Annotated in this window: 24 protein-coding genes; 6 read left to right on the top strand and 18 right to left on the bottom strand. The window is 57.0% G+C overall.

Annotation, left to right across the window (positions count from 1 at the left end; translation table 11 throughout):
• Window position 1 precedes the first annotated feature (1 nt).
• Window positions 2–2080 (top strand): YccS/YhfK family putative transporter, encoded by a 2079-nt coding sequence (locus tag AC0IXH_RS19885; RefSeq protein WP_134822900.1) that lies wholly within the window; start codon window positions 2–4, stop codon window positions 2078–2080.
• Window positions 2081–2147: 67 nt separating this feature from the next.
• On the opposite strand, the gene argD is transcribed toward AC0IXH_RS19885, so the two are convergent.
• From argD to ppiA, 4 genes are all read right to left on the bottom strand, one after another.
• A complete protein-coding gene (gene argD, locus AC0IXH_RS19880) occupies window positions 2148–3365 on the bottom strand; it encodes a bifunctional acetylornithine/succinyldiaminopimelate transaminase (RefSeq protein WP_013204176.1) in 1218 nt (405 codons plus the stop codon).
• An 81-nt stretch (window positions 3366–3446) separates the two neighbouring features.
• The gene (locus AC0IXH_RS19875) at window positions 3447–4025 is read right to left on the bottom strand and encodes an aminodeoxychorismate synthase component II (protein WP_471720889.1); all 579 of its coding nucleotides are present in this window, start codon (window positions 4023–4025) and stop codon (window positions 3447–3449) included.
• A 33-nt stretch (window positions 4026–4058) separates the two neighbouring features.
• Window positions 4059–4619: a putative adenosine monophosphate-protein transferase Fic gene (locus AC0IXH_RS19870; protein WP_134822902.1), complete on the bottom strand. Its 561-nt coding sequence runs from the start codon at window positions 4617–4619 to the stop codon at window positions 4059–4061.
• A 97-nt stretch (window positions 4620–4716) separates the two neighbouring features.
• Window positions 4717–5289, bottom strand: coding sequence for a peptidylprolyl isomerase A (ppiA, locus tag AC0IXH_RS19865; RefSeq protein ID WP_013204179.1), 573 nt, complete (start codon window positions 5287–5289; stop codon window positions 4717–4719).
• A 269-nt stretch (window positions 5290–5558) separates the two neighbouring features.
• Between ppiA and tsgA the strand changes: the two genes are divergently transcribed.
• A complete protein-coding gene (gene tsgA / locus AC0IXH_RS19860; RefSeq protein WP_134822903.1) occupies window positions 5559–6743 on the top strand; it encodes an MFS transporter TsgA in 1185 nt (394 codons plus the stop codon).
• Between the two features lie 61 nt (window positions 6744–6804).
• Here the strand turns inward: tsgA and AC0IXH_RS19855 are convergent, their stop codons facing one another.
• Window positions 6805–8085 (bottom strand): cytosine deaminase, encoded by a 1281-nt coding sequence (locus AC0IXH_RS19855; protein ID WP_471720888.1) that lies wholly within the window; start codon window positions 8083–8085, stop codon window positions 6805–6807.
• A 248-nt stretch (window positions 8086–8333) separates the two neighbouring features.
• Between AC0IXH_RS19855 and nirB the strand changes: the two genes are divergently transcribed.
• From nirB to cysG, 3 genes are all read left to right on the top strand, one after another.
• The gene (gene nirB, locus AC0IXH_RS19850; protein WP_471720887.1) at window positions 8334–10868 is read left to right on the top strand and encodes a nitrite reductase large subunit NirB; all 2535 of its coding nucleotides are present in this window, start codon (window positions 8334–8336) and stop codon (window positions 10866–10868) included.
• Entirely contained in the window at window positions 10865–11191 is a 327-nt protein-coding gene (gene nirD / locus AC0IXH_RS19845) for a nitrite reductase small subunit NirD (protein ID WP_471720886.1), read from the top strand. The genes nirB and nirD overlap by 4 nt, the downstream gene beginning before the upstream one ends.
• A gap of 75 nt (window positions 11192–11266) precedes the next feature.
• On the top strand, window positions 11267–12631 hold the full coding sequence (gene cysG / locus AC0IXH_RS19840) for a siroheme synthase CysG (RefSeq protein ID WP_346600131.1): 1365 nt from the start codon (window positions 11267–11269) through the stop codon (window positions 12629–12631).
• Between the two features lie 57 nt (window positions 12632–12688).
• Here cysG and trpS read toward each other — a convergent pair whose 3' ends face one another.
• The 12 genes from trpS to pilM form a co-directional block, all read right to left on the bottom strand.
• On the bottom strand, window positions 12689–13693 hold the full coding sequence (gene trpS, locus AC0IXH_RS19835) for a tryptophan--tRNA ligase (protein ID WP_013204187.1): 1005 nt from the start codon (window positions 13691–13693) through the stop codon (window positions 12689–12691).
• 17 nt (window positions 13694–13710) lie between these two features.
• Complete coding sequence (locus AC0IXH_RS19830; RefSeq protein WP_471720885.1) at window positions 13711–14388, bottom strand: phosphoglycolate phosphatase; 678 nt, start codon at window positions 14386–14388, stop codon at window positions 13711–13713.
• Window positions 14372–15058: a ribulose-phosphate 3-epimerase gene (gene rpe / locus AC0IXH_RS19825; RefSeq protein ID WP_013204189.1), complete on the bottom strand. Its 687-nt coding sequence runs from the start codon at window positions 15056–15058 to the stop codon at window positions 14372–14374. Before rpe ends, AC0IXH_RS19830 begins: the two co-directional genes overlap by 17 nt.
• A 52-nt stretch (window positions 15059–15110) precedes the next feature.
• On the bottom strand, window positions 15111–15929 hold the full coding sequence (gene dam, locus AC0IXH_RS19820) for an adenine-specific DNA-methyltransferase (protein ID WP_013204190.1): 819 nt from the start codon (window positions 15927–15929) through the stop codon (window positions 15111–15113).
• Between the two features lie 124 nt (window positions 15930–16053).
• Window positions 16054–17082, bottom strand: a complete 1029-nt coding sequence (locus AC0IXH_RS19815; RefSeq protein WP_134822908.1) for an SPOR domain-containing protein — start codon at window positions 17080–17082, stop codon at window positions 16054–16056.
• Between the two features lie 90 nt (window positions 17083–17172).
• Entirely contained in the window at window positions 17173–18261 is a 1089-nt protein-coding gene (gene aroB, locus AC0IXH_RS19810; protein ID WP_346568065.1) for a 3-dehydroquinate synthase, read from the bottom strand.
• 52 nt (window positions 18262–18313) lie between these two features.
• Window positions 18314–18835, bottom strand: coding sequence for a shikimate kinase AroK (gene aroK, locus AC0IXH_RS19805; protein WP_041692146.1), 522 nt, complete (start codon window positions 18833–18835; stop codon window positions 18314–18316).
• Window positions 18836–19221: 386 nt separating this feature from the next.
• Window positions 19222–20490: a DNA uptake porin HofQ gene (hofQ, locus tag AC0IXH_RS19800; RefSeq protein WP_471720884.1), complete on the bottom strand. Its 1269-nt coding sequence runs from the start codon at window positions 20488–20490 to the stop codon at window positions 19222–19224.
• Window positions 20423–20827 (bottom strand): HofP DNA utilization family protein, encoded by a 405-nt coding sequence (locus tag AC0IXH_RS19795; protein WP_471720883.1) that lies wholly within the window; start codon window positions 20825–20827, stop codon window positions 20423–20425. Before AC0IXH_RS19795 ends, hofQ begins: the two co-directional genes overlap by 68 nt.
• The gene (locus AC0IXH_RS19790) at window positions 20817–21317 is read right to left on the bottom strand and encodes a HofO family protein (RefSeq protein ID WP_053141528.1); all 501 of its coding nucleotides are present in this window, start codon (window positions 21315–21317) and stop codon (window positions 20817–20819) included. Before AC0IXH_RS19790 ends, AC0IXH_RS19795 begins: the two co-directional genes overlap by 11 nt.
• A complete protein-coding gene (locus tag AC0IXH_RS19785) occupies window positions 21310–21849 on the bottom strand; it encodes a PilN domain-containing protein (RefSeq protein WP_134822913.1) in 540 nt (179 codons plus the stop codon). The genes AC0IXH_RS19790 and AC0IXH_RS19785 overlap by 8 nt, the downstream gene beginning before the upstream one ends.
• Entirely contained in the window at window positions 21849–22676 is an 828-nt protein-coding gene (gene pilM, locus AC0IXH_RS19780) for a type IV pilus biogenesis protein PilM (protein WP_471720882.1), read from the bottom strand. Before pilM ends, AC0IXH_RS19785 begins: the two co-directional genes overlap by 1 nt.
• 118 nt (window positions 22677–22794) lie before the next feature.
• On the opposite strand from pilM, the gene mrcA reads away from it, so the two are divergent.
• Window positions 22795–25350, top strand: coding sequence for a peptidoglycan glycosyltransferase/peptidoglycan DD-transpeptidase MrcA (gene mrcA, locus AC0IXH_RS19775; protein WP_013204199.1), 2556 nt, complete (start codon window positions 22795–22797; stop codon window positions 25348–25350).
• A gap of 81 nt (window positions 25351–25431) precedes the next feature.
• Here mrcA and nudE read toward each other — a convergent pair whose 3' ends face one another.
• The gene (gene nudE, locus AC0IXH_RS19770) at window positions 25432–25998 is read right to left on the bottom strand and encodes an ADP compounds hydrolase NudE (protein WP_013204200.1); all 567 of its coding nucleotides are present in this window, start codon (window positions 25996–25998) and stop codon (window positions 25432–25434) included.
• Window positions 25999–26116 lie beyond the last annotated feature (118 nt).

Here is a 26116-nt window from a genome sequence, read left to right as displayed (position 1 = left end):
GATGTGGCGTCGACTGATTTATCACCCGGAGATCAACTACGCATTGCGCCAGACGCTGGTGCTCTGTTTACCGGTAGCGATGGGATGGCTACTGGGCGACTTGCAAAAAGGGTTGCTGTTTTCCTTAGTCCCTGCCTGTTGCAACCTCGCTGGCCTTGATACTCCTCATAAGCGCTTTTTCAAACGCCTGATCGTTGGCGGAAGCCTGTTCGCCTTCAGCAGTTTCCTGATCCAGTATCTTGCCGGTCACCACGTTCCCCTGCCCGTGATCCTGTTTTCGATGGCGATGCTGCTGGGCGTCACCGGTGAAATCAGCCCGCTGCATGGCCGCCTGCTGCCCGGCTCGCTGATAGCCGCAATCTTCACCCTTAGCCTGGCAGGACGCATGCCGGTGTGGGAACCGCCGATGCTCTACGTGCTCGGCACCATCTGGTACGGCGTGTTCAACTGGGTCTGGTTCTGGCTGTGGAAAGAGCAACCGCTGCGGGAAACCTTAAGCCTGCTCTATCGCGAGCTGGCGGGTTACTGCGAAGCGAAATACACCCTGCTGACCAAACTCACCGATCCGGAGAAAGCCCTGCCTCCGCTGCTGGCGCGTCAGCAAAAAGCGGTCGACCTGATCACCACCTGCTATCAGCAGATGCATATGCTGTCAGCTACCAACAACAATCACCACAAGCGGCTGACCCGCGCGTTTCAAATCGCGCTGGATTTGCAGGAGCACATCTCCGTCAGCCTGCATCAGCCGGAAGAAGTGCAAAAGCTGGTGGAGCAAAGCCATGCCGAAGCGGTGATCCGCTGGAACGCGCAGACCATCGCCGCCAGGCTGCGTGAACTGGCCGACGATATCCTTTACCACAAGCTGCCCGAGCGCTTCACCATGGATAAGCAGCTTCAGGCGCTGGAGAAGATCTCACGGCAGAATCCGGATAACCCGGTGGGCACCTTCTGCTATTACCACTTCAGCCGGATTGGTCGGGTGCTGCGTACCCAGCGTCCCCTTTATCAGCGCGATTTGATGGCTGACCGGCAGCGCCGACTGCCGCTGCTGCCGGCCATCAGAAGCTATTTGTCGCTGAAATCGGCCGCCTTGCGCACCGCCGCCCGCTTCGCGGTGATGCTCACATTTGCCAGTTCGCTGGCGCTGTTCTTTAATCTGCCCAAACCCTACTGGATCCTGATGACGGTCATGTTTGTCAGCCAGAACGGTTACAGCGCAACGCGCGTCCGCATCCAGCACCGTGCGCTGGGCACGCTGGCCGGGCTGGTGATTGCCGCGGTGACCTTGCGCCTGCAGGCACCCGAATCCATCGTGCTGCTGGTGATGTTAGCCATCACCCTTATCAGCTACCTGTTTATCCGTAAATTCTACGGCTTTGCGATGATTGGCTTTACGGTCACCGCAGTGTATTCGTTGCAGCTGCTCTCGCTTAACGGCGCAGACTTCCTGCTGCCGCGTTTACTGGATACGCTGATGGGTTGCCTGATTGCCTTCGGCGGCACCATCTGGTTGTGGCCGCAATGGCAAAGCGGGTTGCTGCGGCAGAATGCGCATGACGCGCTGGAAACCTATCAGGATGCGCTGCGGTTATTGCTGGGGAATGAACAGGACCCGGTGAAGCTGGCCTATCAGCGTATCCGCGTTAATCAGGCGCACAACGCCCTGTTCAACTCGCTCAATCAGTCGATGCAGGAGCCAGGCTTTGATCCCAGCTATCTGGCGGATATGAAACTGTGGGTGACGCACAGCCAGTTTATCGTCGAGCATATCAATGCCATGACCACGCTGGCGCGGGAACACACCATGCTGACCTCGTCGCTGGCGGAGCGTTATCTGCAGGCCTGTGAGGTTGCGTTGCAGCGTTGCCAACAGCGGCTGGAGTATGACGGGCCGAGCTCAGAAGCGAACGTGCTGGATACGCAGATGGAGTTGAATCAGGGGCCGGTGACCATCCTGGAAAGGCATGTGAAGCGGATCCTGGGGCACCTCAGCGTGATGCACACCATCTCGTCACTGGCGTGGAGCGCGCGACCGCATCATGGGCGCTGGTTGTCCCGACGGTTAAGGAAGTCGACGTAAGCTGAAAGGTGCGGAGAACGGCAGGCGTGGATCGGGAGCTGAGCCACTCAGCTCCCGTTTTTGTCGGTTAAGACAGGACTTTTTCGACAGCTTTGGCGAAGCGCGCCATGCCTTCTTCAATGTCGGTCGGCTCAATCACCAACGATGGCGCAAAGCGGATCACATCGGTACCGGCATTCAGGATCATCACCCCTTCAGCGGCGGCGGCATTCAGAATATCGCGCGCTTTGCCCGCATGTTGTGGCTTCAACGCCGCACCAATCAGTAGCCCTTTACCGCGAATGTCGCTGAACAGATCCAGTTTCGCGTCCAGCGCTTTCAGCGCGGTGACAAACTGCTCACGACGCGTTTCCACCCCGCTCAACACCGCTTCGGTATTGATGATATCCAGCGCGGCTTCGGCAATGGCACAGGCCAGCGGATTTCCGCCGTAGGTGGTGCCGTGCACGCCAGGCGACATGGTGGAGGCAATTTCGTTGGTGGTCAGCATCGCACTGACCGGGAAACCGCCGCCCAGCGCTTTCGCGGTGCTGAGGATATCGGGCGTCACGCCATAATGCTCATAGGCGAACAGCTTGCCGCTGCGACCCATACCGCTCTGCACCTCATCCAGTACCAGCAACGCCTGATGTTCGTCACAGAGTTTGCGCAGCCCCTGCATAAATTCAACGGTCGCGGGCATCACGCCGCCTTCACCCTGAATCGGCTCAACCACGATGGCGCAGGTGTGATCGTCAATTACCGCTTTGACCGCATCCAGGTCATTGAACGGCACATGCACGATATCGGCAGGTTTCGGGCCAAAGCCGTCAGAATATTTCGGCTGGCCACCGACAGAAACGGTAAACAGCGTGCGGCCATGGAAGCCGTTGTGGAAAGCGATGATTTTGCTTTTGTACGGCGAATGGCGTTTAGAGGCGTAATAGCGGGCCAGCTTGAAGGCGGCTTCATTGGCTTCAGCACCGGAGTTTGCGAAGAACACGCGCTCGGCGAAGGTGGCGGCGATCAGCTTGCTGGCAAGGCGCAGTGCGGGTTCGTTAGTGAACACATTGCTGGTGTGCCAGAGGGTTTCACCCTGCGTTTTTAACGCTTCCACCAGCACCGGATGGCAATGTCCCAGCGCGGTGACCGCAATCCCACCGGAAAAATCGATGTACTCTTTGCCCTGCTGATCCCAGACACGGCTCCCTTTGCCTTTCACTGGCACAAACTGCGCTGGTGCATAAACAGGCAATATCACTTCATCAAATGTCGCCCGCGTTACCGCTAATTTATCCGCTGCCATTGACTACCTCATCATTTGTAACGTTGCAGGAAAGTGAAATTATAATCATAAAATATGCATAATAAATCACTCAAAGGCAATTTATTTACGCGCGAGAAAATTCGCCAGCAGCTGATGCCCTTGCTCGCTAAGGATACTTTCCGGATGGAACTGCACGCCCTGCAGCGGCAAATGGCGATGGCGGAAGCCCATAATCTCGTCCGGTTGCCCGTCTGCAAGGGTCCAGGCGGTGATTTCCAAGTCATCGGGCAGCGAGCCGTTTTCCACAATCAACGAATGGTAGCGGGTGACGGTGAGCGGATGATTCAGCCCGGCAAACACGCCGCCATCGTTGTGTTCAATGGCGGAGACTTTCCCGTGCATCACTTCGCGCGCCCGCACCACGCGCGCGCCAAACGCCTGGGCAATCGCCTGATGCCCCAGGCAGACGCCCAGAATCGGCAGCTTTCCGGCGAAGGCGCGGATAGCCGACAGAGAAATTCCCGCGTCGTCAGGCGTGCAGGGCCCCGGAGAAATCACCAAACGTTCGGGCTGTAGCGCCGCGATCTGCTCAAGGGTGATCCGATCATTTCTGTGGACTTCAACCTCGGCGCCCAACTCGCAAAAGTACTGGTAGAGGTTCCAGGTAAATGAGTCGTAGTTGTCGATAAGCAGTAGCATGGTGGCTCCGGGCGGGATCAGGACGGCGCTATTCTACGCACTTTCCGGCCGTTCGCTTACCACTTTGCCAAACGCGGCGGTCAGTAAGCTGAGATCCCCGTCCAGACTCGCCTGGTTCGCGGCCTGCCAGCTTTCCGCATCCATATTCTTCCACTGAATATCAAACCCGGCCTGAATGATCACCTGCTCAAACAGCAGTCGCTGAGCGCGCCCATTGCCGTGCAGGAACGGATGCAGCACCGTGAGTTCGCAGTAATACCACGCCAGACGTTCGGTCAGCGTTTCCAGCGGCAAATCGGCCAGGCCATTCTCATCTTCAAGCGACTGCATCAGCGCATTGCCTTCTTTCTCGATATATTCGAAATGGCAGCACGGCGTATCGCCCAACTGGATATCAACGCGGCGCAGTTCGCCCGCATCCTCAAGGACATCCTGAAATAACGCATGGTGAAGCGCCCGCAAATGGGGAAGTCCGGGATGAGCAGGGCCGGGATCGAAGGCGGTGCCGTCTAACTGAAAACTGGCGAGGAAATTGGCTTCCAGTCGTTGCTGCCAAAGGCTGTGTTTTTGTTTCTCGGTGACTTTTTTGGACATGCTGCCTCCATGACGAAGTGATTGCTGCTTAATGCGGCCGGGCGGCCGCGTGCAAGATGCCTGCACTCAGTATAAGCAGCAATCACCCATCGGGAGATTAAGGCAGTACTTTTGCGGAGAGGATCACCACCGGTTTCACCGGAACATTCTGGTAAGGACCGACGTTCTGCGACTGAACCTGAGAGATTTTATCCGCCACGTCCTGGCCTTTCACAATCTTACCGAACACCGCATAGCCAAAATCACGCTGGCCATGGTCGAGGAAAGCGTTGTCCGCGACGTTGAGGAAGAACTGGCTGGTGGCACTGTCCTTGTCCGCGGTACGGGCCATTGAAATGGTGCCGCGCTTGTTCAGCAGGCCATTGTCGGCTTCGTTTTTAATCGGCGCGTTGGTCGGCTTCTGCTGCATATCCGCAGTAAAGCCGCCGCCCTGCACCATAAAGCCGGGGATCACGCGGTGGAAAGTGGTGTTGTTATAAAAACCACTGTTGACGTAATCAACGAAGTTCTTGGTGGAGATCGGGGCTTTCTGATTGTTGAGTTCCAGCTCAATGTTGCCAGCGGAGGTGGTCAACATCACATGCGTGTCTCCCTTGGCTGCCAGAGCAGATACGGAGATCGAGGACAGCGCGAGAACGGTCGCAACCGCTGTCAAAGTACGTTTTAACATGAAAGATTCCTTACAAAGGGCTACAGGCAAGAAAACTGATTGTAAAGAGGCGCTTACCCGTGCGCCAGCGTTTTACCTATATTTACGTCGAAACCTGTCCGGGCAATCGCTTGCGAGACCCGATAAAGCGTGAGCTTGCTCACGTTATTCATGAATATGAAAACAAATGTTTCATTAATTATTTAAGCTGATCACGATTATCGTTACACTTCCGACGCTTACCGTGGGCGTCCTGCTCCACACTCCCTTTGACTCACAGGTTTCCAATTATGACTAATCGCGATCGCATCGGGCTTACCTGGATCAGCTTCTTCTCTTATGCGCTTACCGGCGCAGTGGTTATTGTGACCGGGATGGTGCTGGAAAATATTGCTGACTATTTCCAGTTACCTGTTGCCCAGATGAGTAATACCTTTACCTTCCTGAACGCCGGTATCCTCGCTGCGGTGTTTCTGAATGCCTGGCTGATGGAAATTATTCCGCTGAAGCGCCAGCTGATCTTTGGTTTTGTGCTGATGGTGTTGGCGGTGCTGGGGCTGATGAACAGCCACAGTCTGAGCGTCTTCTCTCTGTGCATGTTTGTGTTGGGTGTGGTCAGCGGCATTACCATGTCGATCGGCACCTTCCTGATCACCCATCTGTACGAAGGCCGTCAGCGCGGTTCGCGCCTGCTTTTTACCGACTCCTTCTTCAGCATGGCCGGAACGATTTTCCCGATTATTGCCGCCGCCATCCTCGCACGATCGCTGCCGTGGTACTGGGTGTATGCCTGTATCGGCGTGATCTACGTAGCGATCTTTGTGCTGGCGCTGTGCTTTGAGTTCCCGGTGCTTGGCAAGAAAGCCCCAAACCAGCCGCAGGGTGAGAAAGAGAAATGGGGTGTTGGCGTGTTGCTGCTCGCCGTTGCTGCCCTCTGTTATATCCTGGGCCAGCTTGGCTTTATTGGCTGGGTACCGCTGTACGCCACCAAAACCATGGGCATGGATATCAGTCAGGCCGGCGGTCTGGTCGGTAACTTCTGGACCTCGTACATGATCGGCATGTGGGCATTCAGCGCCATCCTGCGTTTCTTCGATCCGCAGCGCATTGTCACCGTGCTGGCCCTGCTGGCGACCGCACTGATGTACTGGTTTGTCACCTCGACCGACGCGTCGATGCTGAAGTGGATCATGATCAGCCTGGGCTTCTGCTCCAGCGCGATTTACACCACCATCATCACCCTCGGCTCGCTGCAGACCAAAGTCTCCTCGCCGAAGCTGGTCAACTTTATCCTGACCTGCGGCACCGTCGGCACCATGCTGACCTTCGTGGTGACCGGGCCGATTGTTGAGAAAGGCGGCGCACATGCGGCGCTGTTAACGGCAAACGGTCTGTATGCCGTGGTGTTCGTGATGTGTCTGCTGCTGGGCTTCGTCAGCAAGCATAAGCTGCCTGGCCATATGTCCGCGCACTAAGCACCACACAGATCAACGAAAGGCCGGGAAACCGGCCTTTTTTATTGCCTGCGGGAAAGGCTCAGCGCCTGAAATCCACCGGCTCGCTTTCCTGCAGATGAATGGTGGTTTCGGCAGGCCGGGTCTCTGCAATCACCCTTCCCTGACGAATCGAGTAGCGCACCGGCACCTGACGACGCACGGCATCAAAACCATTCTCCGCCGGCAAAATAATCAGGTTGGCGCTGTTACCTGCCTCGAGTCCATAATCCGTCAGGTTCATGGTTTTGGCGCTGTGATGGGTAATCAGATTAATGCCGGTATCAATCTGGCCGTAACCCATCAGCTGGCAGACGTGCAGCCCCATATGCAGCACCTGCAGCATATTTGCCGTGCCTAACGGATACCAGGGATCGAACACGTCATCGTGGCCAAAGCAGACGTTGATCTCCGCGTCGAGCATCTCTTTCACCCGCGTAATGCCCCGGCGTTTAGGGTAAGTGTCAAACCGCCCCTGCAGGTGAATATTGACCAGCGGATTGGCGACAAAGTTGATGCCGGAGAGCTTCAGCAGGCGGAACAGCCGCGAGGTATAGGCGCCGTTATAGGAGTGCATTGCCGTGGTGTGGCTGGCGGTGACGCGCTCGCCCATTTTCTCGCGCAGCGCCAGCGCGGCGACCGTCTCGACGAAACGGGATTGCTCATCATCGATTTCATCGCAATGCACATCGATCATCCGCTGGTACTTCTGCGCCAGCGCGAAGGTTTTATGCAGCGACTCCACGCCATATTCACGGGTGAATTCGAAATGCGGAATAGCGCCAACCACATCCGCTCCGAGCTTCAGCGCCTCTTCCAATAACGCTTCGCCATTTGGATAAGAGAGAATGCCTTCCTGGGGGAACGCCACCAGCTGAATATCGACCCACGGCGCCATCTCGGCCTTCACTTCCAGCATCGCCTTCAGCGCGGTCAGCGTGGGGTCGGACACATCCACATGGGTGCGTACGTGCTGAATGCCGTTGGCAATTTGCCATTTCAGCGTCTGCTTCGCACGCTGCTTAACATCGTCGTGGCTCAGCAGCGCCTTGCGTTCCGCCCAGCGCTCAATGCCCTCGAACAGCGTTCCCGACGCATTCCAGGCCGGTTCGCCCGCGGTCTGCGTGGTATCCAGGTGAATATGCGGCTCGATAAATGGCGGAAAGGCTAATCCTCCTTCCGCATCCAGCGCATCCACCGTGGGAGGATCCTGCGTCTGCGGGGAAATCTGCACGATCCTGCCGGCATCGATCTCAATTTGCCAAAGGCCTTCCCGCGCCGGCAAACGAACATGCGTAATCCATTTCAAATTAACAGCCTGCATACACGCTCCTGAGGGTCAGTGATCTCTTCTTTAACCATAACATTGTTTACGCGGGCTGCACGGCAGATTGTCAGTCACCGGCTGATGCGTTTCAGCTGAAGTTCTGCAAATTCCAACACTTACAATAAAACCCAGAAAATCAGCAGCATACCCATAAAGGAGTATTTAAAAAGCGCTTTGATGTACATCAATAAGCCGGAGGTCGGGCGCGCTATTGTAGCGGCATTACATTGCATTGTGAGGCAAATATGAGCACCCGACTCGTCATCATTGGCAACGGCATGGTAGGCCACCGGTTGATTGAAGAACTGCTGGAAAAGGCGACGCCCGGCCAGTTTGCCATCACCGTTTTTTGCGAAGAGCCTCGCGTGGCCTACGACCGCGTACACCTTTCCGCCTATTTTTCCCATCATACCGCGGAAGAATTATCGCTGGTCCGCAACGACCTCTACCTGAAAAACAACGTGGAGGTGCTGATTGGCGAACGGGCGATCACCCTGAACCGGCAGGAGAAGGCGATCGTTTCCAGCAGCGGTCGCGTCGTACACTATGACAAGCTGGTGATCGCCACCGGCTCCTATCCGTGGGTGCCGCCAATCAACGGCGCGGACGGCCAGGACTGCTTTGTTTACCGCACCATTGAAGACCTCAACGCGATTGAAGCCTGCGCGCGCCGCAGCACGCGCGGTGCGGTGGTGGGCGGCGGATTGCTTGGCCTGGAAGCGGCTGGCGCGCTGAAAAACCTCGGCATTGAAACCCATGTCGTGGAGTTTGCTCCGGTGCTAATGGCGGAACAGCTGGATCCCCTTGGTGGCGCGCAGCTGCAGCAGAAAATCGAACGGATGGGGGTGAAGGTTCACACCGGTAAAAACACCCAACGCATCACCGACCGCCCGGAAGGCGGCAAACGCATGCAGTTTGCCGACGGCAGCGCGCTGGACATCGACTTTATCGTCTTCTCTACCGGTATTCGCCCGCAGGATACCCTCGCCAGACAAAGCGAGCTTGCCCTCGGCCCGCGTGGCGGCGTGCTGATTAATGACCACTGCCTCAGCTCTGATGGCGATATCTATGCCATCGGCGAATGTGCCGCCTGGCAGGGCCGCATCTATGGGCTGGTGGCGCCGGGCTACAAAATGGCGCAGGTCACCTGCGATCATCTGTTGGGCAACGACAACCTGTTCGCTGGCGCAGATATGAGTGCCAAGCTCAAACTGCTGGGTGTGGATGTGGGCGGCATTGGCGATGCGCATGGCCGCACGCCGGGTTCACGGAGCTATGTTTATCTGGATGAGAGCAAGGAAATCTATAAGCGGCTGGTGGTCAGCGAGGATAACAGGCGGCTGCTCGGTGCGGTGCTGGTGGGCGACACCAGCGATTACGGCAACCTGCTGCAGCTGATGCTCAATGCCATCGAACTGCCTGAGAATCCGGATGCCCTGATCCTGCCGGCCCATGCCGGGAGCAAACCCTCAATCGGCGTCGACTCGCTGCCGGACAGCGCGCAGATTTGCTCCTGTTTCGATGTCACCAAAGGCGATCTGGTCAGCGCCATTCAGGGCGGGTGCCATACCGTGGCTGCCCTCAAAGCAGAAACCAAAGCCGGAACGGGCTGCGGCGGCTGCGTGCCGTTAATGACCCAGGTGCTGAATGCCGAACTGAGCCGTCAGGGCATCGAGGTGAATCACCACCTTTGCGAGCATTTCAGCTATTCGCGCCAGGAGCTGTATCACCTGATCCGCATTGAAGAGATCAAAACCTTCGATGCGCTGCTGGCGAAATACGGTAAAGGCTACGGCTGCGAGGTCTGTAAACCGACCGTCGGCTCGCTGCTGGCTTCCTGCTGGAATGAATACGTATTAAAGCCTGCGCACACCTCACTGCAGGACAGTAACGATATCTTCCTCGGCAATATTCAGAAAGATGGCACCTACTCGGTGATCCCACGATCCGCCGGCGGAGAGATCACCCCGGAAGGGCTGATGGCCATTGGCGACATTGGCCGCCGCTACAACCTCTACACCAAAATCACCGGCTCCCAGCGCATTGGCCTGTTTGGCGCGCAGAAGGATGACCTGCCGGCGATCTGGTCACAGCTGATCGCCGCCGGCTTCGAAACCGGTCACGCCTATGCCAAAGCGCTGCGCATGGCCAAAACCTGCGTGGGCAGCAGCTGGTGCCGCTTTGGCGTCGGCGACAGCGTCAGCCTGGGCGTCGAGCTGGAAAACCGCTACAAGGGCATCCGCACGCCACACAAGATGAAGTTCGGTGTCTCAGGCTGCACCCGCGAATGTGCCGAAGCCCAGGGCAAAGACGTCGGGATTATCGCCACCGAGAAAGGCTGGAATCTGTATGTCGCCGGGAACGGCGGCATGAAGCCGCGCCATGCGGATTTGCTGGCAGCCGACCTGGATAAGGAAACGCTAATCCGTTATCTCGACCGCCTGATGATATTTTACATCCGCACGGCCGATAAGTTGCAGCGCACCTCGCTGTGGCTGGAGAGTCTGGAAGGCGGCATCGACTACCTGAAACGGGTGATCATTGACGACTCGCTGGCGCTCAATGCGCAGCTGGAAGCCGAACTCGCCAGACTGCGCGCGCGATTTGTCTGCGAGTGGAAAGAGACCGTGGACGATCCGCGTCAGCACGCGCGCTTCGCCCACTTTATTAACGATTCACGGCGCGACCCGCTGGTGCAGGTCATCGGCGAACGCGAGCAGCATCGCCCTGCACGGCCGGAGGAGCGCATCCCTGTTGTTCTGATGGAGGAGCAATCATGAGTCACTGGCAACCGGTCTGTTCTCTGGACAGCATCCTGCCCGCCACCGGCGTGTGTGCGTTGGTGAACAATCAACAGCTGGCGATCTTCCGCCCACGCGCCGATGAAACGGTGTATGCGCTGAGCAATATCGATCCCTTTGCCGGGGCCAGCGTTCTGTCGCGCGGATTAATCGGCGAGCATCAGCAGGCGCTTTGGGTCGCCAGCCCGTTGAAAAAGCAGCGTTTCCGTCTGCATGATGGCCTCTGTATGGAAGACGAAAGCCGTTCCATCGCCAGCTACCCTGCCCGCGTCCGTGACGGTCAGGTAGAGATTGCTGTTTGATCCCCGACTGATATGTAAAAATCCCGCACCGGCCGCGTTCTGGCGGCCCTTTTCTTTCTGACTGGTGAGCGTTGTATGGACTATCTTCCCCTGTTTTGTCAGCTGCGTAACAGAGCCTGTCTGTTAGTCGGCGGCGGTGACATTGCCGAACGTAAAGCGCGAATGCTGCTGAAAACCGGAGCCGACCTGACAGTCTGTGCAACCCATTTCTCCCCGCAGTTCCGGCTCTGGCAGCAGGAAGGCAAGGTCACCTTGATTGAGGGCACCTTCCGCGCGGAGATGCTCGACGGTTGCTGGCTGGCGATCGCCGCCACCGACGACGATGCGGCGAATCAGCAGGTGGGCGACTGCGCCGAGGCACGACAGGTGTTCTGTAACCTCGTCGATGCCCCGCAACAGGCCAGCGTCATTATGCCGTCCATCGTTGACCGCTCGCCGTTGATTGTCGCCATCTCCAGCGGCGGCCGTGCGCCGGTGATGGCCCGACTGCTGCGGGAAAAAATAGAGGCGCTGTTGCCTCAGCATCTGGGGAAAATCGCCGCCTATGCCGGTTCTCTTCGCCAGCGGGTTAAAGATCGGTTCGTCGAGATGGGTCAACGCAGACGGTTTTGGGAAAAAGTGTTTCATCACGATCGGCTGGCGCAGTCGCTGGCCAATCAACAAACCGACCAGGTTGCGCAGCTGACCGAAGCGCTATTTGCGGAACCGCTGGAGAGCCGCGGTGAAGTGGTGCTGGTTGGCGCAGGACCTGGCGATGCCGGGCTGCTGACGCTGAAAGGCCTGCAGCAGATCCAGCAGGCTGATGTGGTGGTGTACGATCGCCTGGTGTCCGATGCGATCCTCGAACTGGTGCGCCGCGATGCGGAGCGCATCTTTGTTGGCAAGCGGGCCGGCTTCCACTGCGTGCCGCAGGAAAGCATCAATCAGCTTCTGCTGGAACAGGCGCAACAGGGCAAACGGGTGGTGCGTCTGAAAGGCGGCGATCCCTTTATCTTTGGCCGCGGCGCGGAAGAACTGGAGGCGCTGCTGGACGCGAAGATCCCCTTCTCAGTGGTGCCCGGCATCACCGCCGCATCGGGCTGTTCAGCGTACAGCGGCATTCCGCTGACGCACCGCGATCATGCGCAAAGCGTCAGACTGGTCACCGGGCATCTGCAGGCGAATGGCACGCTCGACTGGCAAAACCTGGCGGCGGAGCAGCAAACGCTGGTGTTCTATATGGGACTGTCGCAGGCGGGAGAGATCCAGACGCAGCTGCTGGCTCACGGCATGGCGGCCGATATGCCGGTAGCGCTGGTAGAAAGAGGTACGTCGCCCCAGCAACGGGTGGTCAGCGGCACGTTACAGCAGCTGGCAAGCCTGGCAGCAGACGTCAGCAGCCCGTCATTGATTATTGTCGGCCGGGTGGTGGCCTTGCGGGAAAAATTGCGTTGGTTCTGAGGGATGAAAAGGTAAACCAGAAGCGAAAATGTCCGCTTCTGGTTTATTCAACGGCCGTTACGGCTGCGCAACAAAGCCGATGGCTTCGTAGACTTTTTTCAGCGTCACCTGCGCCTGTGAACGGGCTTTAGCCGCGCCATCACGCATGATCTGATCCAGCAGCGCTTCATCATTACGGAAGCGGTAATAACGCTCTTGCAGATCGGTCAGCATGCCGGAAACGGCTTCGGCCACCGCGCCTTTCAAATGACCATACATCTGGCCTTCAAACTGCTGCTCCAGCTCAGGAATGCTGGTGCCGGTCACGCCAGACAGAATATCCAGCAGGTTAGACACGCCCGCCTTATTCTTCACGTCATAACGTACCACCGGCGGCTCATCGCCATCGGTCATCGCGCGTTTGATCTTCTTCACTACCGCTTTTGGATCTTCCAGCAGGCCGATGACATTATTACGGTTATCGTCAGACTTGGACATCTTCTTGGTCGGCTCAAGCAGCGACATCACGCGCGCGCCTGATTTCGGGATAAACGGCTCTGGCACCTTAAAGATATCGCCATACAGCGCGTTAAAGCGTGACGCCACGTCACGGCTCAGTTCCAGATGCTGCTTCTGGTCTTCGCCTACCGGCACCTGCGTGGTCTGGTACAGCAGGATATCGGCCGCCATCAGCACCGGATAGTCAAACAGACCGGCGTTGATGTTCTCTTCGTAGCGTGTGGACTTGTCCTTGAACTGCGTCATGCGGCTCAGTTCGCCGAAATAGGTGTAGCAGTTAAGGATCCAGCTCAGCTGAGTATGCTCAGGCACATGCGACTGAACAAAGATGGTGCTCTTTTCAGGGTCGATGCCACATGCAAGGTAAAGGGCCAGCGTATCCAGCGTCGCTTTACGCAGTGCGGTCGGATCCTGGCGCACGGTGATCGCATGTAAGTCGACGATACAGTAGATGCAGTCATGGCTATCCTGCATGCTGACCCACTGACGCAGCGCACCCATATAGTTACCGATGGTCAGTTCGCCGGAAGGCTGTGCGCCGCTAAATACGATGGGTTTGCTCATGTTTTTCGTCCTGATAATTACAGCCCGAGTGCGGGCAACAAATCGTTAAAATGGTCCAGTACAACGGTAGGCTGGCTGGTGGCAATCGGCTCACCGTAGTTATAGCCAAACGTCATCCCGATTGAGGGACAACCGGCAGCCTGAGCCGCCAGAATATCATTGCGGGAATCACCGACAAACACCAGCTCCTCCTGCAACAGGCCGAACTTGCCTAACACCAGAAACAGCGGTGCCGGATGCGGTTTTTTCGCCACCACATCATCACCGCCGATAATCAGCGAGAAGTAGTCCGCAATGCCCAGAGAAGATAACAACGGCGCGACGAAAGGCGTTGGTTTGTTGGTCACCACCGCCATTGGCAGGCCTTTCGCTGCCAATGCCGCCAGCCCTTCCTTCACGCCCGGAAACAGCTTGCTGCCGCTTTCGATGGTGGTGGCGTAATGGGTATCCAGCAGCACGCGCGCATCGCGGATCAAATCGTCTTCCGGCTGGTGGCCTAACGCCCAGGTCAGCGCGCGTTCAATCAGGATATCCGCACCGTTGCCGATCCAGGTGGAGACGCGTTCAACGCCTGCGGCCGGTAAGCTGAGTGCCGTTAATGCCGCATCGACCGCGCTGGCCAGACCTGGCGCACTGTCAATCAGCGTGCCGTCCAGGTCGAAAGCCAATGCACGAACCTTAGTGAAATGAGCCATGGCGTGATTTCTCCAGTTCGGTGCGCATATCGTCGATCACTTTTTTGTAATCCGCTTTGCCAAAGATCGCTGAACCGGCAACAAACATATCTGCGCCCGCATCGGCAATCTCAGCGATGTTTTCAACCTTCACGCCGCCATCCACTTCCAGGCGAATGTCATAACCGCTCTGGTCGATCAGCTTGCGAACCTGACGCAGCTTATCGAGGGTGCCGGGAATAAAGGATTGACCGCCGAAGCCCGGATTGACTGACATCAGCAGAATGACATCCACCTTGTCCATCACGTAATCCAGGTAGCTGAGCGAGGTGGCCGGGTTAAACACCAGACCGGCTTTACAGCCGTGCTCTTTAATCAGCTGCAGCGAGCGGTCAACATGCTCGGAGGCTTCCGGATGGAAAGTGATGTAGCTGGCACCGGCTTTAGCAAAGTCCGGGATCAGACGATCGACCGGCTTCACCATCAGGTGCACATCAATCGGCGCGGTAATACCGTAGTCGCGCAGCGCTTTCAGTACCATTGGCCCCATGGTCAGATTGGGAACGTAGTGATTGTCCATCACATCGAAATGCACGACATCGCCACCGGCGGCCAGCGCTTTTGCTGTGTCTTCACCCAGACGGGCAAAATCCGCAGACAGAATTGATGGGGCAAGTAAAAACTGTTTCATCCATTTCTCCCAATTAGCGCGCCTGACGACAGGCACGTACCGCAGTTGAGGGCTAACTCCCGGCGAACAACGCCAGCAGTTCATCCACCTGATTACGTCCGTTACTGTTGCGACTGATCGAACGCCGCGCTTTGATTTGATGCAGCTTTGCCGCCTGATACCATTCGCGGGTTAGCGGGGTATCGTGATTGGAGATCAGCACCGGAATGTGGCTCTCCATCGACAGCTTCTCCGCCAGTTGCGCCAGATGCTGTTGTTGCAGCAGGCTGAAACTGTTGGTGTGATAAGCGGTAAAGTTCGCCGTCGCTGACAGCGGTGCATACGGGGGATCGCAATAGACCACCGCCCCTTTATGTGCACGGCTCAGGGTAACATCGTACGATTCACAGACAAAGGTGGCGTTTTGTGAACGTTCAGAGAACCAGTACAGCTCGTCCTCCGGGAAATAGGGTTTGCGATAACGGCCAAAAGGCACGTTGAACTCACCGCTCAGGTTGTAGCGACACAACCCATTGTAGCAATGGCGGTTGAGATACAAAAACAGCAGGCCACGGCGGTAAGGATCCTCACAGCGATTAAACTCAGCACGGCGAGCGTAGTAGAACTCGGCGTCGTTGGTTTCACTGGTAAACAGCTCGCGGGCATCGGTGGTGAACTCGCTGACGCGGGTTTTAACGATGTTGTAGAGGTTAATCAGGTCGCTGTTGATATCCGCCAGCAGGTAGCTCGGAAATTCAGTGTTAAGAAACACCGATCCGGCCCCGACAAAAGGCTCAATCAGACAGTCGCCTTCCGGCAGATGACGATGGATATCTTCAAGCAGCGGGTATTTGCCACCCGCCCATTTCAAAAAAGCGCGATTTTTTTTCATGCCGTCGTTTTTATTACACTTATTTTTCTGGCTGCGATGACAACAACAACCTATCTGCGCTTTGAATAGTTAGCCCTCCGAAGAGGGCTAACAGTTTCATCAGTAAATCAGGCTCGCCTGACCTCTATTCAGTGGACTCTTTCTTCACCTGGCTGACTGGCTTCACCCATGGGTTTTGTGCACGAACCTCAGCAGGCAGCGAGGCTACGGCGCGCTTCGCATCTGCTGGCGTGGCATACGAGCCGCTGACCAGCACATACCATGGCTGACCGTTACGTGCGGTTTTATACACGTGATAGCTGCTCAGGTTTTGTTTCTTCGCCCAGGCATTCAGGGTATCTGAACGCGAGGCGCTGCTCAGCTGCAGCGTATAGCTGCCACCCGGCGTTGAGCTAGAGGCTTTTGACGGCTCAGAGGCGCTACGCGCGGCTGGCGTGGTGGCAGCGTGCTTAGTCTCTTTTGCAGCAGGTTTAGCCGTGGCTGGCTTGTGGGCAGTTGCCGGAGCCTGATGCTGAGTCGGATGACGTGGCTGGCTGGCGGCGGGCTTAGCTGCGGTTGCAGGCGGCGTATTGCCACCCGGCGCAACGGTTGCCGGTGCGGTAGGCAATGAGCTGCCGGAATCCTGCGCACCCTGTGCGGCGGCATCGACCTGACCTTGCTGATTGCTCAGGGCATTATTCAGATCGCCCGGCAGCTCAACGCGCTGCTGATTAGCCGGGGTTTGAACCGGTGCAGCCTGAGTTGGCGTGGAAGAGATTGGCGGTGCGCTGAGTTCCTGCGGGCCATTGCTGGTCGCCGGCGGGTTTGCCGCGGTGGTATCAGGCGCAGGCTGGGATCCAGACTGGCCGCTCATTGATGAGGAACCAGAAAGATCGATATTTTTATCGCTGCCGGACTGTGCAGGTGTTGTAGCCGCAGTACCGGTTGGCGCAGCTGGCTTCTCAGCCGTCTGGCTTCCGTTGCTGTCACCCGGCGAGTTCAGCGCGGAGCCGATACCAATCACCAAAAGCAGCAGCACCAGAATACCGACGCCCATCATCATATGCTGGCGGGATACCGGGACTTTAGGGGCAGAAGACGTCTTGCGGGATCGCTGCGGGCGGCGATCACTGGTGTCAGGTTTTAACTCGTCTTCCGGTTTAAACTCGTCCATTCAACCTCCTACAGTAGAGCAGCGACGCCACTCAACATCCTCTGAGCGGCGGATAACTTGATCGTTGGGCACAAGCCCGATGTAACAGCTTCAGACTGGCAGGCAGTCGTTGATCGCAGCCAGCACCGTATCATGGGCCACGCCGCTGCGCACTTCGGACTGGCCGATAGCGAGAGGTAACACCAGACGAAGTTTTCCAGCCAGTACTTTCTTGTCACGCATCATATGCGGCAAATACGCTTCAGCCGCCATCGATTCCGGGCCGGTGACCGGCAGACCTGCACGTTTGAGCAACCGGATGATCCGGTCGGTATCGTCAGCAGAGAATTGCCCCAGACGCTCGGCCGTGCGGGCAGCCATGACCATGCCGGCAGCGACGGCTTCACCGTGCAGCCAGTTACCGTAGCCCATATGGGCTTCGATCGCGTGGCCGTAGGTATGGCCGAGATTCAACAGCGCGCGTTGCCCTAATTCATGTTCATCTGCGGCCACCACGTCGGCTTTCAGCTCGCAACAGCGGCGGATACAGTACGCCAGCGCGGTGCCATCAAGGGCCAGCAGGGCATCGATATTCGCTTCCAGCCAGTCGAAAAACTCAGCGTCGAGAATAATGCCGTATTTGATCACTTCAGCCAGGCCAGACGCTAACTCGCGTGGCGGCAGGCTGTTCAGGCAGTCAATATCAATCACCACCGAAGCGGGCTGATAGAATGCGCCGATCATGTTCTTGCCCAGCGGATGGTTAACCGCCGTTTTGCCTCCCACAGAGGAGTCAACCTGCGACAGCAATGTGGTAGGAACCTGAATAAAGCGCACGCCACGTTGATAGCTGGCGGCGGCAAACCCGGTCAGATCGCCAATAACCCCACCGCCTAACGCGATAAGGGTAGTGTCACGACCGTGAGGTTTTTCGAGAAGAGCGGTAAAGACCTGATCCATGACCGCCAGCGTTTTATACTGCTCGCCATCGGGAAGGATCACCTGGTCAACCTCCACACCAGCGCCTTCCAGCAGCTGGCGCACAGGCGTGAGATAGAGAGGGGCCAGCGTCTGGTTTGTCACCAGCATGGCCCGATCGCCCGCCTTAAGCGGCCAAAAAGAAGCCGGATCGGTAAACAGTCCGGCAGCGATGGTAATGGGGTAACTTCTCTCCCCCAAAGTGACGGTAATCTTCTCCATGAAGCGTTATCACCTTTTTATTACTTTGGCCCGCAGGCGGTCAGAGCTGGACTCAGCTCTTTTCCAACATGTTGATGATCTGATTCGCGACCACTTTCGCACTCTGGTCGTCGGTACGGATCGTCACGTCAGCGATCTCTTCGTAGAGCGGATTGCGTTCTGCGGCCAGCGCTTCCAGCACCTCGCGCGGTGGAGATTCCACCTGCAGCAGAGGACGCTTTTTATCGCGCTGAGTGCGGGCAAGCTGCTTCTCAATGGTAGTTTCCAGATACACCACTACGCCGCGAGCCGAAAGACGGTTACGGGTTTCACGTGATTTAACGGAACCGCCACCGGTCGCCAGCACAATGCCTTGCTTCTCAGTGAGTTCGTTGATGATTTTTTCTTCGCGATCGCGGAAGCCTTCTTCGCCTTCGACGTCGAACACCCAACCCACATCCGCTCCGGTACGTCGCTCAATTTCTTGATCGGAATCGAAAAATTCCATATTGAGTTGCTGAGCTAACTGACGCCCAATAGTGCTTTTGCCGGCACCCATAGGCCCAACCAGAAAGATATTGCGTTTCTCTGCCATTTTTTCGGTATTACTACGACAATTCGTTAATGATACCCCGTCCAACCGGACAGGACATGAACTGAAACCTCATGAGCGTTGTGCGAGAGTCAGAACAAAATTATCTCAACACTGAAGGTGTTTTGGCAACCGTTTAAATTGACCTTGCCCATTGCGCGCTATCTGGCGCGTTTCAGTCCGCTTCATTTATCACCCCGATGTCATTGCATCGGCTACGCCGGTTGCGCACGATAAAAAACGGGTTCTGTGTATTCTTCGGAGCCAAACTGTGGCCCATAAATCAAAATCGCTAAACCTTGTAAGCTAATTCCGCCCTTGCGTCAAACCCATATGCCTTCAAGGCCGGAAAAAAGCACCCGGTTACTCAGTTTGGACTAAAAAAAGCATTACTCATCACGAATCAGTCGTGGCGTGATGAAGATCACCAATTCTCGCCTTTTTTGTTCATTAATATCATAGCGAAACAGCGACCCCAGTATCGGAATATCGCCAATCAGCGGAACTTTGCGTTGGCCGCTGGCGGTGGAACGCTGAAAGATGCCGCCCAGGGCCAGCGTCTGGCCGTCTTTTAACGTCACCTGCGTCTGGATTTCCTGTTTGTCGATGGCCAGATATTCGCCCTCGCCGCTGCGCATGGTTCGGCCAGGCACGTTTTGCGTTAGCTGTAACTTCAATAAAATCCGGCCGTTAGCCTGAACCACTGGTGTCACCTCCATGCCCAGCACCGCCTCCTTAAACTCCACCGTGGTGGTGCCGCTGGTGCCGCTGGATACTTCATAAGGGATTTCGGTGCCCTGTTTGATGCTGGCGGGTTGCTGATGGGAAGTAAACAGACGCGGGCTGGCGATAATTTCCAGCTTATTTTCCTGTTCCAGCGCGCTGAGCTCCAGATCGAGCAATTTTCCGTCCAGTCGGGCCAGCGTAAAGCCCGCCGTCAGGGCGGCATCCGCAACAGGCAGGGAGACGGTAAACTGACTGGTGCGCAACGCTTGTGTGATTTGCTCATTGCTGGTGGTGCCCCAACGAACGCCCAACTCTCTCAGGCTCTCCTCGTTGATGGTGACGATATGGGCCGCCAGCTCGATTTGTTCCAACGGCACATCCAGCGCCTGTACCCAACGTCGGGTGGCATCCAACGCTGGGCGCGTGTCACGCAGCAGTAAACTGTTGGTTCGGGCATCGACGGTAACACTGCCGCGCTCACTCATCAGTCGTGCACGCTCCAACTGCAAACTGCTGTTAACGATGCTGGCATCCGCGTGGGCCAACGTCAGCACTTCGGTTATCAGCAGCTGTTCTTTCTCGGCCTTCTCACGCTGATGTTCCTGTTCCAGCGCCTCCTTGCGTTGCTGTTCCAGCGCCCGGCTTTCCGGCCACACCAGTAAAATACTGTCTTCGGTTTCGACACTGAGCTGAGCCATGCGGGCCACCAGCTGAAGCGCCTGTTGCCAGGGAACGTTCGTCAGCCTGAGAGAAAGCGTACCCTGCACGTCTGGCGCCACCATCAAATTCAGGTTCTGCCAGTCAGCCAGCGCTTGCAGCACCTGCCCCACCGGCGCATCGTCAAAGGCCAGCGAGACCGGTCGTTCATTGGCCTTTAACGGCGTCAGTACGCCCATCAGCATCAACATCAGCAGACAAACTATCCTTTTCATAAATGCTCCCTTTTAAATTCCTTTTAAACGCTGGCTCACACCCGTTCAGATCCTCCAGGGTAATGCTCAACGCGGTGATCTCCTGCAACTGCCAGCGCTGGTTAAGCTGTTGGCCCTGAGTAAGCTGGATCCACTTGCCTTTTTTCGCCATCAGCCAGGCATGGAAATCGTCAGCCTGGCCAATGATGCCTTTCAGCTGCCAGTGAAAAGGCATCGGATGTTGCTCGCATTCACTCACCAACGGCTGAAAGGGATCGCGACCGGCCTGACTGTCCGAAGCCACCAGCAACAACAGGCTAACGATGGCCCTACAGAGGTGTCCGCGTTCAGTCTTCATGATTCAGGGCCAGCGTCAGATGGAAACGCAGCTGCGCGTGTTCAGGCTTGAGGGTGAAGCTTGATAGCGTCACGCCGGCGGGCAGCGTGCTCAGATAGCCGAACAGGCTTTCCACCTGCGGCCAGCTAACATCCAACGTCAGGCTTCCTCCCTGGCGGCTGGGTTGCCAGTCTGCCAACTCGCCACCAGAAATCTGGGTCAACGTCAGTAAAGAGAAGGCTGTTTTCTGCTCAGGCTGCAGCGCCTGCTGAAGTTGCGCGATTTCCTCCCTGGCACTGACAAAGGATCCCGACGCCATCAGACGTTGCACAAGAAGCTGATACCGACTGCTTTGCAGCCGATGCTGAGCCAGCAGCTTTATCGCCTGCTGGTCGGCCGGTGCGGCCCAAAGATGCCAAACGCACAGTGCAGAAGCACAGACGGCCATGCACAGCAGCGAGCCCTGCACCCAGACCGGTAAACTCAGCCAGCGAGACCAGGCGCTATTCATCTTCTTCTCCTGCAAGCGTCACCAACAGGTTAAAGGCCAGCCTGCCTTGTGGGCCTCGACTCAGCTGCCCGGTTTTTACCTGCGCGGCCAATGCCAGCGTTTGCAGTTGCAGGCGAAACGTCTCCAGATCGCTTATTCCCTGGCAGACTCCTGAGAGCGTCAGGCTGGTGGCGTTTTTAGCCATGGCGCTCAGCCACAGCGTGTCTGGCATCACCTCGGGCAGACTCAGGGCAAAGCTTCGCCAGCGATCAAGGCGATGTTGACGCTGCTGGCGCGCCGCAAGCTGGCGTTGCAGGCCCTCTTTTTCCAGCGTGAGTGCCGACATCTGCCGGGTCTGCTCTTCCAGCCGCTGGCTGGCACCCTGCATAAAGCTGTCCAGACGTTGGTATTGCTGGTTAAGCGCCCGCGTCCCGACCGTTGGCATTCCGGCGGCGATCAGTGTCAGCACCAGCACACCCAGCACCCATGCCCAACGCTGACGCGCCCTTTTCAGTTTGAGTGCCCGCCAGGGCAACAGATTGACCCAAACCATCAGGCATCTCCTGGACGAAGCGCCAGTCCGGCAGCCAGCGAAAAAGCGCCACTGAGCGCGGGTAACGGCGGCTGCTTCAGGGCAAATGCGGCAAAAGGATCCAACCCCTGCGCGCGCTCCGGCAGCGGTTCCTTTTGGTACGAGCTGTAATAAAATGCGTCAACGTCCGCTAGCTGCTTCTGCTGTAACGCGGCAAAATCTGGCGCATCCTGCACTGAACTCCAGCCCCAGCGAGGCCTGCCCGCAAATGGGCAATACCACAGCCAGTGATCCTGCAAACGGTGAACCAGCGCGGCCGACGGGTTGAGCGGTAACGTGGTTGAAAGGGCATGCAGTGCCGCGGGCGACAGCTCCAGCACTTGGGGGTTGAATCTGGCCTGATGAAGGCAGTGCAGCCAGCTCTGAAGCGCATCCTGACGGGCTGCGGTCAGATAGAGCGCTTTGCCGGCGTCGGCCTCCACACGGTAATCCAGCGCCAGCGTCTCCGGTTCAATTGGGAAAAATCGCCTCGCCGCTGCGGTGATGTACCTGCTACGCTCTGGTTCACGCAATTGGCTGCCAGGCAGCTCGATCTGCCGCTGCAGCACCAGTTGCGGAGGAAAACCCACCCGTAGCGAGATGCGGTAAGGGAGCCGCCTGCGCCAGTTTTGCAGCAGGGCGATCACCGGCTCAGGACGTTGCAGCAGCCCGTTAACTAACGTATCTTGCGGCAACGCATGTTGCCACCAGTGGCGAAGTTGCCAGCCGTTCCGACGGCGCTGGATGCCGAGGGCACAGAGTTGCCCGTTTTGAATATCCAGGCCGACTTGCCATGTCTGAAATGCCATTCGCGCGATCTCCATATCGTCAGTATCTAAAAGGACGTATCCAAGCTTCTGGCTTGCCTTTATACTACCGCGCGATTGTTTATAAACTGCCCAATCGACTCAGAATGGAAAATATCAGGTGAAGTTCGTAAAGTATTTATTGATCCTTGCAGTGTGTTGCATTTTGCTTGGAGCAGGCTCGGTCTATGGTTTGTACAAATACATAGAGCCCCAGCTGCCCGACGTTGCCACACTGAAAGATGTGCGTTTGCAGACGCCTATGCAGGTTTACAGCGCCGACAATGAGCTGATTGCTCAGTATGGCGAGAAGCGCCGTATTCCGCTGAAACTGCAGCAAATCCCGCCGGTGATGGTGAAAGCCTTTATCGCTACCGAAGACAGCCGCTTCTACGAGCACCACGGAGTCGATCCTATCGGCATCTTCCGTGCGGCAAGCGTGGCGCTGGTGTCCGGGCATGCGTCACAAGGGGCGAGTACCATCACCCAGCAGCTGGCGCGTAACTTCTTCCTCAGCCCTGAGCGTACGCTGATGCGTAAGATCAAGGAGGCTTTCCTCGCCATCCGCATTGAGCAGATGATGAATAAAGACGAAATCCTTGAGCTCTATCTGAACAAGATCTACCTCGGCTACCGTGCGTATGGCGTGGGCGCCGCAGCGCAGGTTTACTTCGGCAAAACCGTTGATCAGCTGTCGCTGAGCGAAATGGCGATGATTGCCGGCTTGCCTAAAGCCCCTTCAACGTTCAACCCACTGTATTCACACGAGCGCGCGTTACAGCGCCGCAATGTAGTGCTGGGTCGCATGCTGGACCAGAATTACATCACTCAGGCGCAGTATGACGAAGCGCGCAACACCCCGCTGGAAGCCAACTACCACGCGCCGGAAATTGCGTTCTCTGCCCCTTACCTGACCGAGATGGTTCGTCAGGAGATGGTTAAGCGTTATGGCGACAACGCCTATAACGACGGCTTCAAAGTCACCACCACCATCACCCGTAAATTACAGTTAGCTGCACAGAAGTCGGTGCAGGACAACGTGATGAACTACGATATGCGTCACGGCTACCGTGGCCCGTCGAATGTGCTGTGGAAAGTGGGCCAGAACCCATGGGACCACACGGCAATCGTCAAGTCCCTCAAGGCATTGCCGGTATATGGTCCGCTGTTCCCGGCAGTGGTTACCGAGGCGAACAGTGATGAAGCCACGGTCACCATGCGTGACGGCAGCAGCATCGCGCTGAATCTGGCGGGTATGCGCTGGGCACGTCCATACAAATCCGACACGGCACAAGGCCGCACGCCAAAATCGGTGACGGAAGTGGTTCAGGCCGGTCAGCAAATTTGGGTCTACAAAGTGGATTCCGGCTGGGCGCTGGGTCAGGTGCCGGATGTGAACTCCTCACTGGTTTCGCTGGATCCCCATAACGGTGCGGTTCGTGCGCTGGTGGGTGGCTTCGACTTTAATCAGAGCAAATTCAACCGTGCCACTCAGGCACTGCGCCAGGTGGGCTCGAACATCAAGCCGTTCCTGTACACCGCCGCGATGGACCGTGGGCTGACGCTGGCCTCTATCCTTAACGACGTGCCGATTTCACGTTGGGATGCGGGTGCCGGCTCTGACTGGCGTCCGAAGAACTCACCGCCAACCTACGATGGTCCAATCCGCTTGCGTCAGGGTCTGGGACAGTCGAAAAACGTGGTGATGGTGCGGGCTATGCGCGCAATGGGCGTCGATTACGCGGCACAATATCTGCAGCGTTTTGGCTTCCCGGCACAAAACATCGTTCACACCGAATCGTTAGCGCTGGGTTCCGCGTCCTTTACCCCGCTGCAGATGGTGCGCGGTTACTCCGTTATGGCTAACGGCGGTTTCCTGGTTGACCCTTACTTCATCAGCAAGATCGAAGATGAGCAAGGCAACACCCTGTTTGAAGAGAAACCGAAGGTCGCCTGCCCGGAGTGCAATCTTCCGGTCATTTACGGCGAAACCAAGAAAGCGGTCGCCCTGAGTGAAGACAGCGTGGAAAACGTTGCCGTCTCGAAAGAAGGTGAAAAGACCGCCGTTCCTCAGCCGCAGCTTGAGCAGGTTTCGCAGAAGCAGGCCGAGCAGGATGGTGAGCAGCAATACGCGCCTCACGTGATCAACACGCCGCTGTCGTTCCTGATTAAGAGTGCAATGAACTCGAACATCTTCGGCGAGCCAGGCTGGATGGGAACCGGCTGGCGCGCAGGTCGTGATTTGGGTCGCAACGATATCGGCGGCAAAACCGGGACAACCAACAGCTCGAAAGATGCCTGGTTCTCTGGTTATGGCCCGGGCGTGGTGACCTCGGTGTGGATTGGCTTTGATGACCACCGTCGCGATCTGGGTCGCACCACGGCGTCGGGTGCGATCAAGGATCAGATTTCAGGGTATGAAGGCGGCGCGAAAAGCGCTCAGCCTGCCTGGGATCAGTATATGAAAGCTGCGCTGGATGGCGTGCCGGTTCAGCCCCTGACTCCGCCGGAAGGCGTGGTGACGGTGACCATTGACCGTGGCACCGGCAAGCTGGCGAATGGCGGTGGCAACACCCGTCAGGAATACTTCATCGATGGCACCCAGCCTACCGAGTACTCCGTGCATGATGTCGGCACCACGCTGATGGATAACGGCCAGAGTCATGAACTGTTCTGATCGTTAAGCCAACAAAAAGGGACGCGCCGTTATCCGGCGCGTCCCTCTGAATCAACGAAAGCGGGCCTGGTGCCCGCTTTTTTAATAGCGAATGCGGCCCTGCTTCACCAGCCATTCACGGACCAGGAACAGCGCACTGACGTTACGCGCCTCGCAGAAGTCCGGTTCTTGTAACAATCCCAGCAGGTTATCCAGCGGCCAGCGCAGCTGCGGAAGGGGTTCAGGTTCATCTCCCTCCAGCTTCTCTTCATAGAGCTTTTCCGCCACCACGATGTTCATTTTGCTGGAGAAATAGGACGGTGCCAGCGTCAGTTTACCCAGCGTTTCCAGCGTTTCCGCGCCGAAACCCGCTTCCTCTTTCAGCTCACGGTTTGCCGCTTCAAACGGGGTTTCGCCTGGGTCAATCAACCCTTTTGGAAAGCCGAGTTCATAGCATTCCAGCCCCACCGCATACTCCTGGATCAGGATAATGTGGTCGTCGATAATCGGCACGATCATTACCGCTTCGCGGTCAGTGGGTTTCATCCGCTCATAGACTCTACGGGCACCGTTACTGAATGCCAGGTCTACGGCCTCAACGGTGAACAGGCGCGAGCGTGCCACGGCTTCCACATTAAGGATTTTGGGTTTCTGCAGTTGTCTGGTCATAGTGGCCCCAGGAAAAAAGCCAAAAAATGAGCGTCATAGCCCGTAAGTCACGGCATATTGACCGTCGTACCCCCATTGTGCGGCACCGGAGTGGGGATGCCAATCATCGCATGGATTA

It is taken from the genome of Erwinia sp. AC075 (assembly GCF_979253995.1).
The sequence above is the reverse complement of the archived record's forward strand: the minus strand, read 5'-3'. Positions and strand labels throughout refer to the sequence as shown.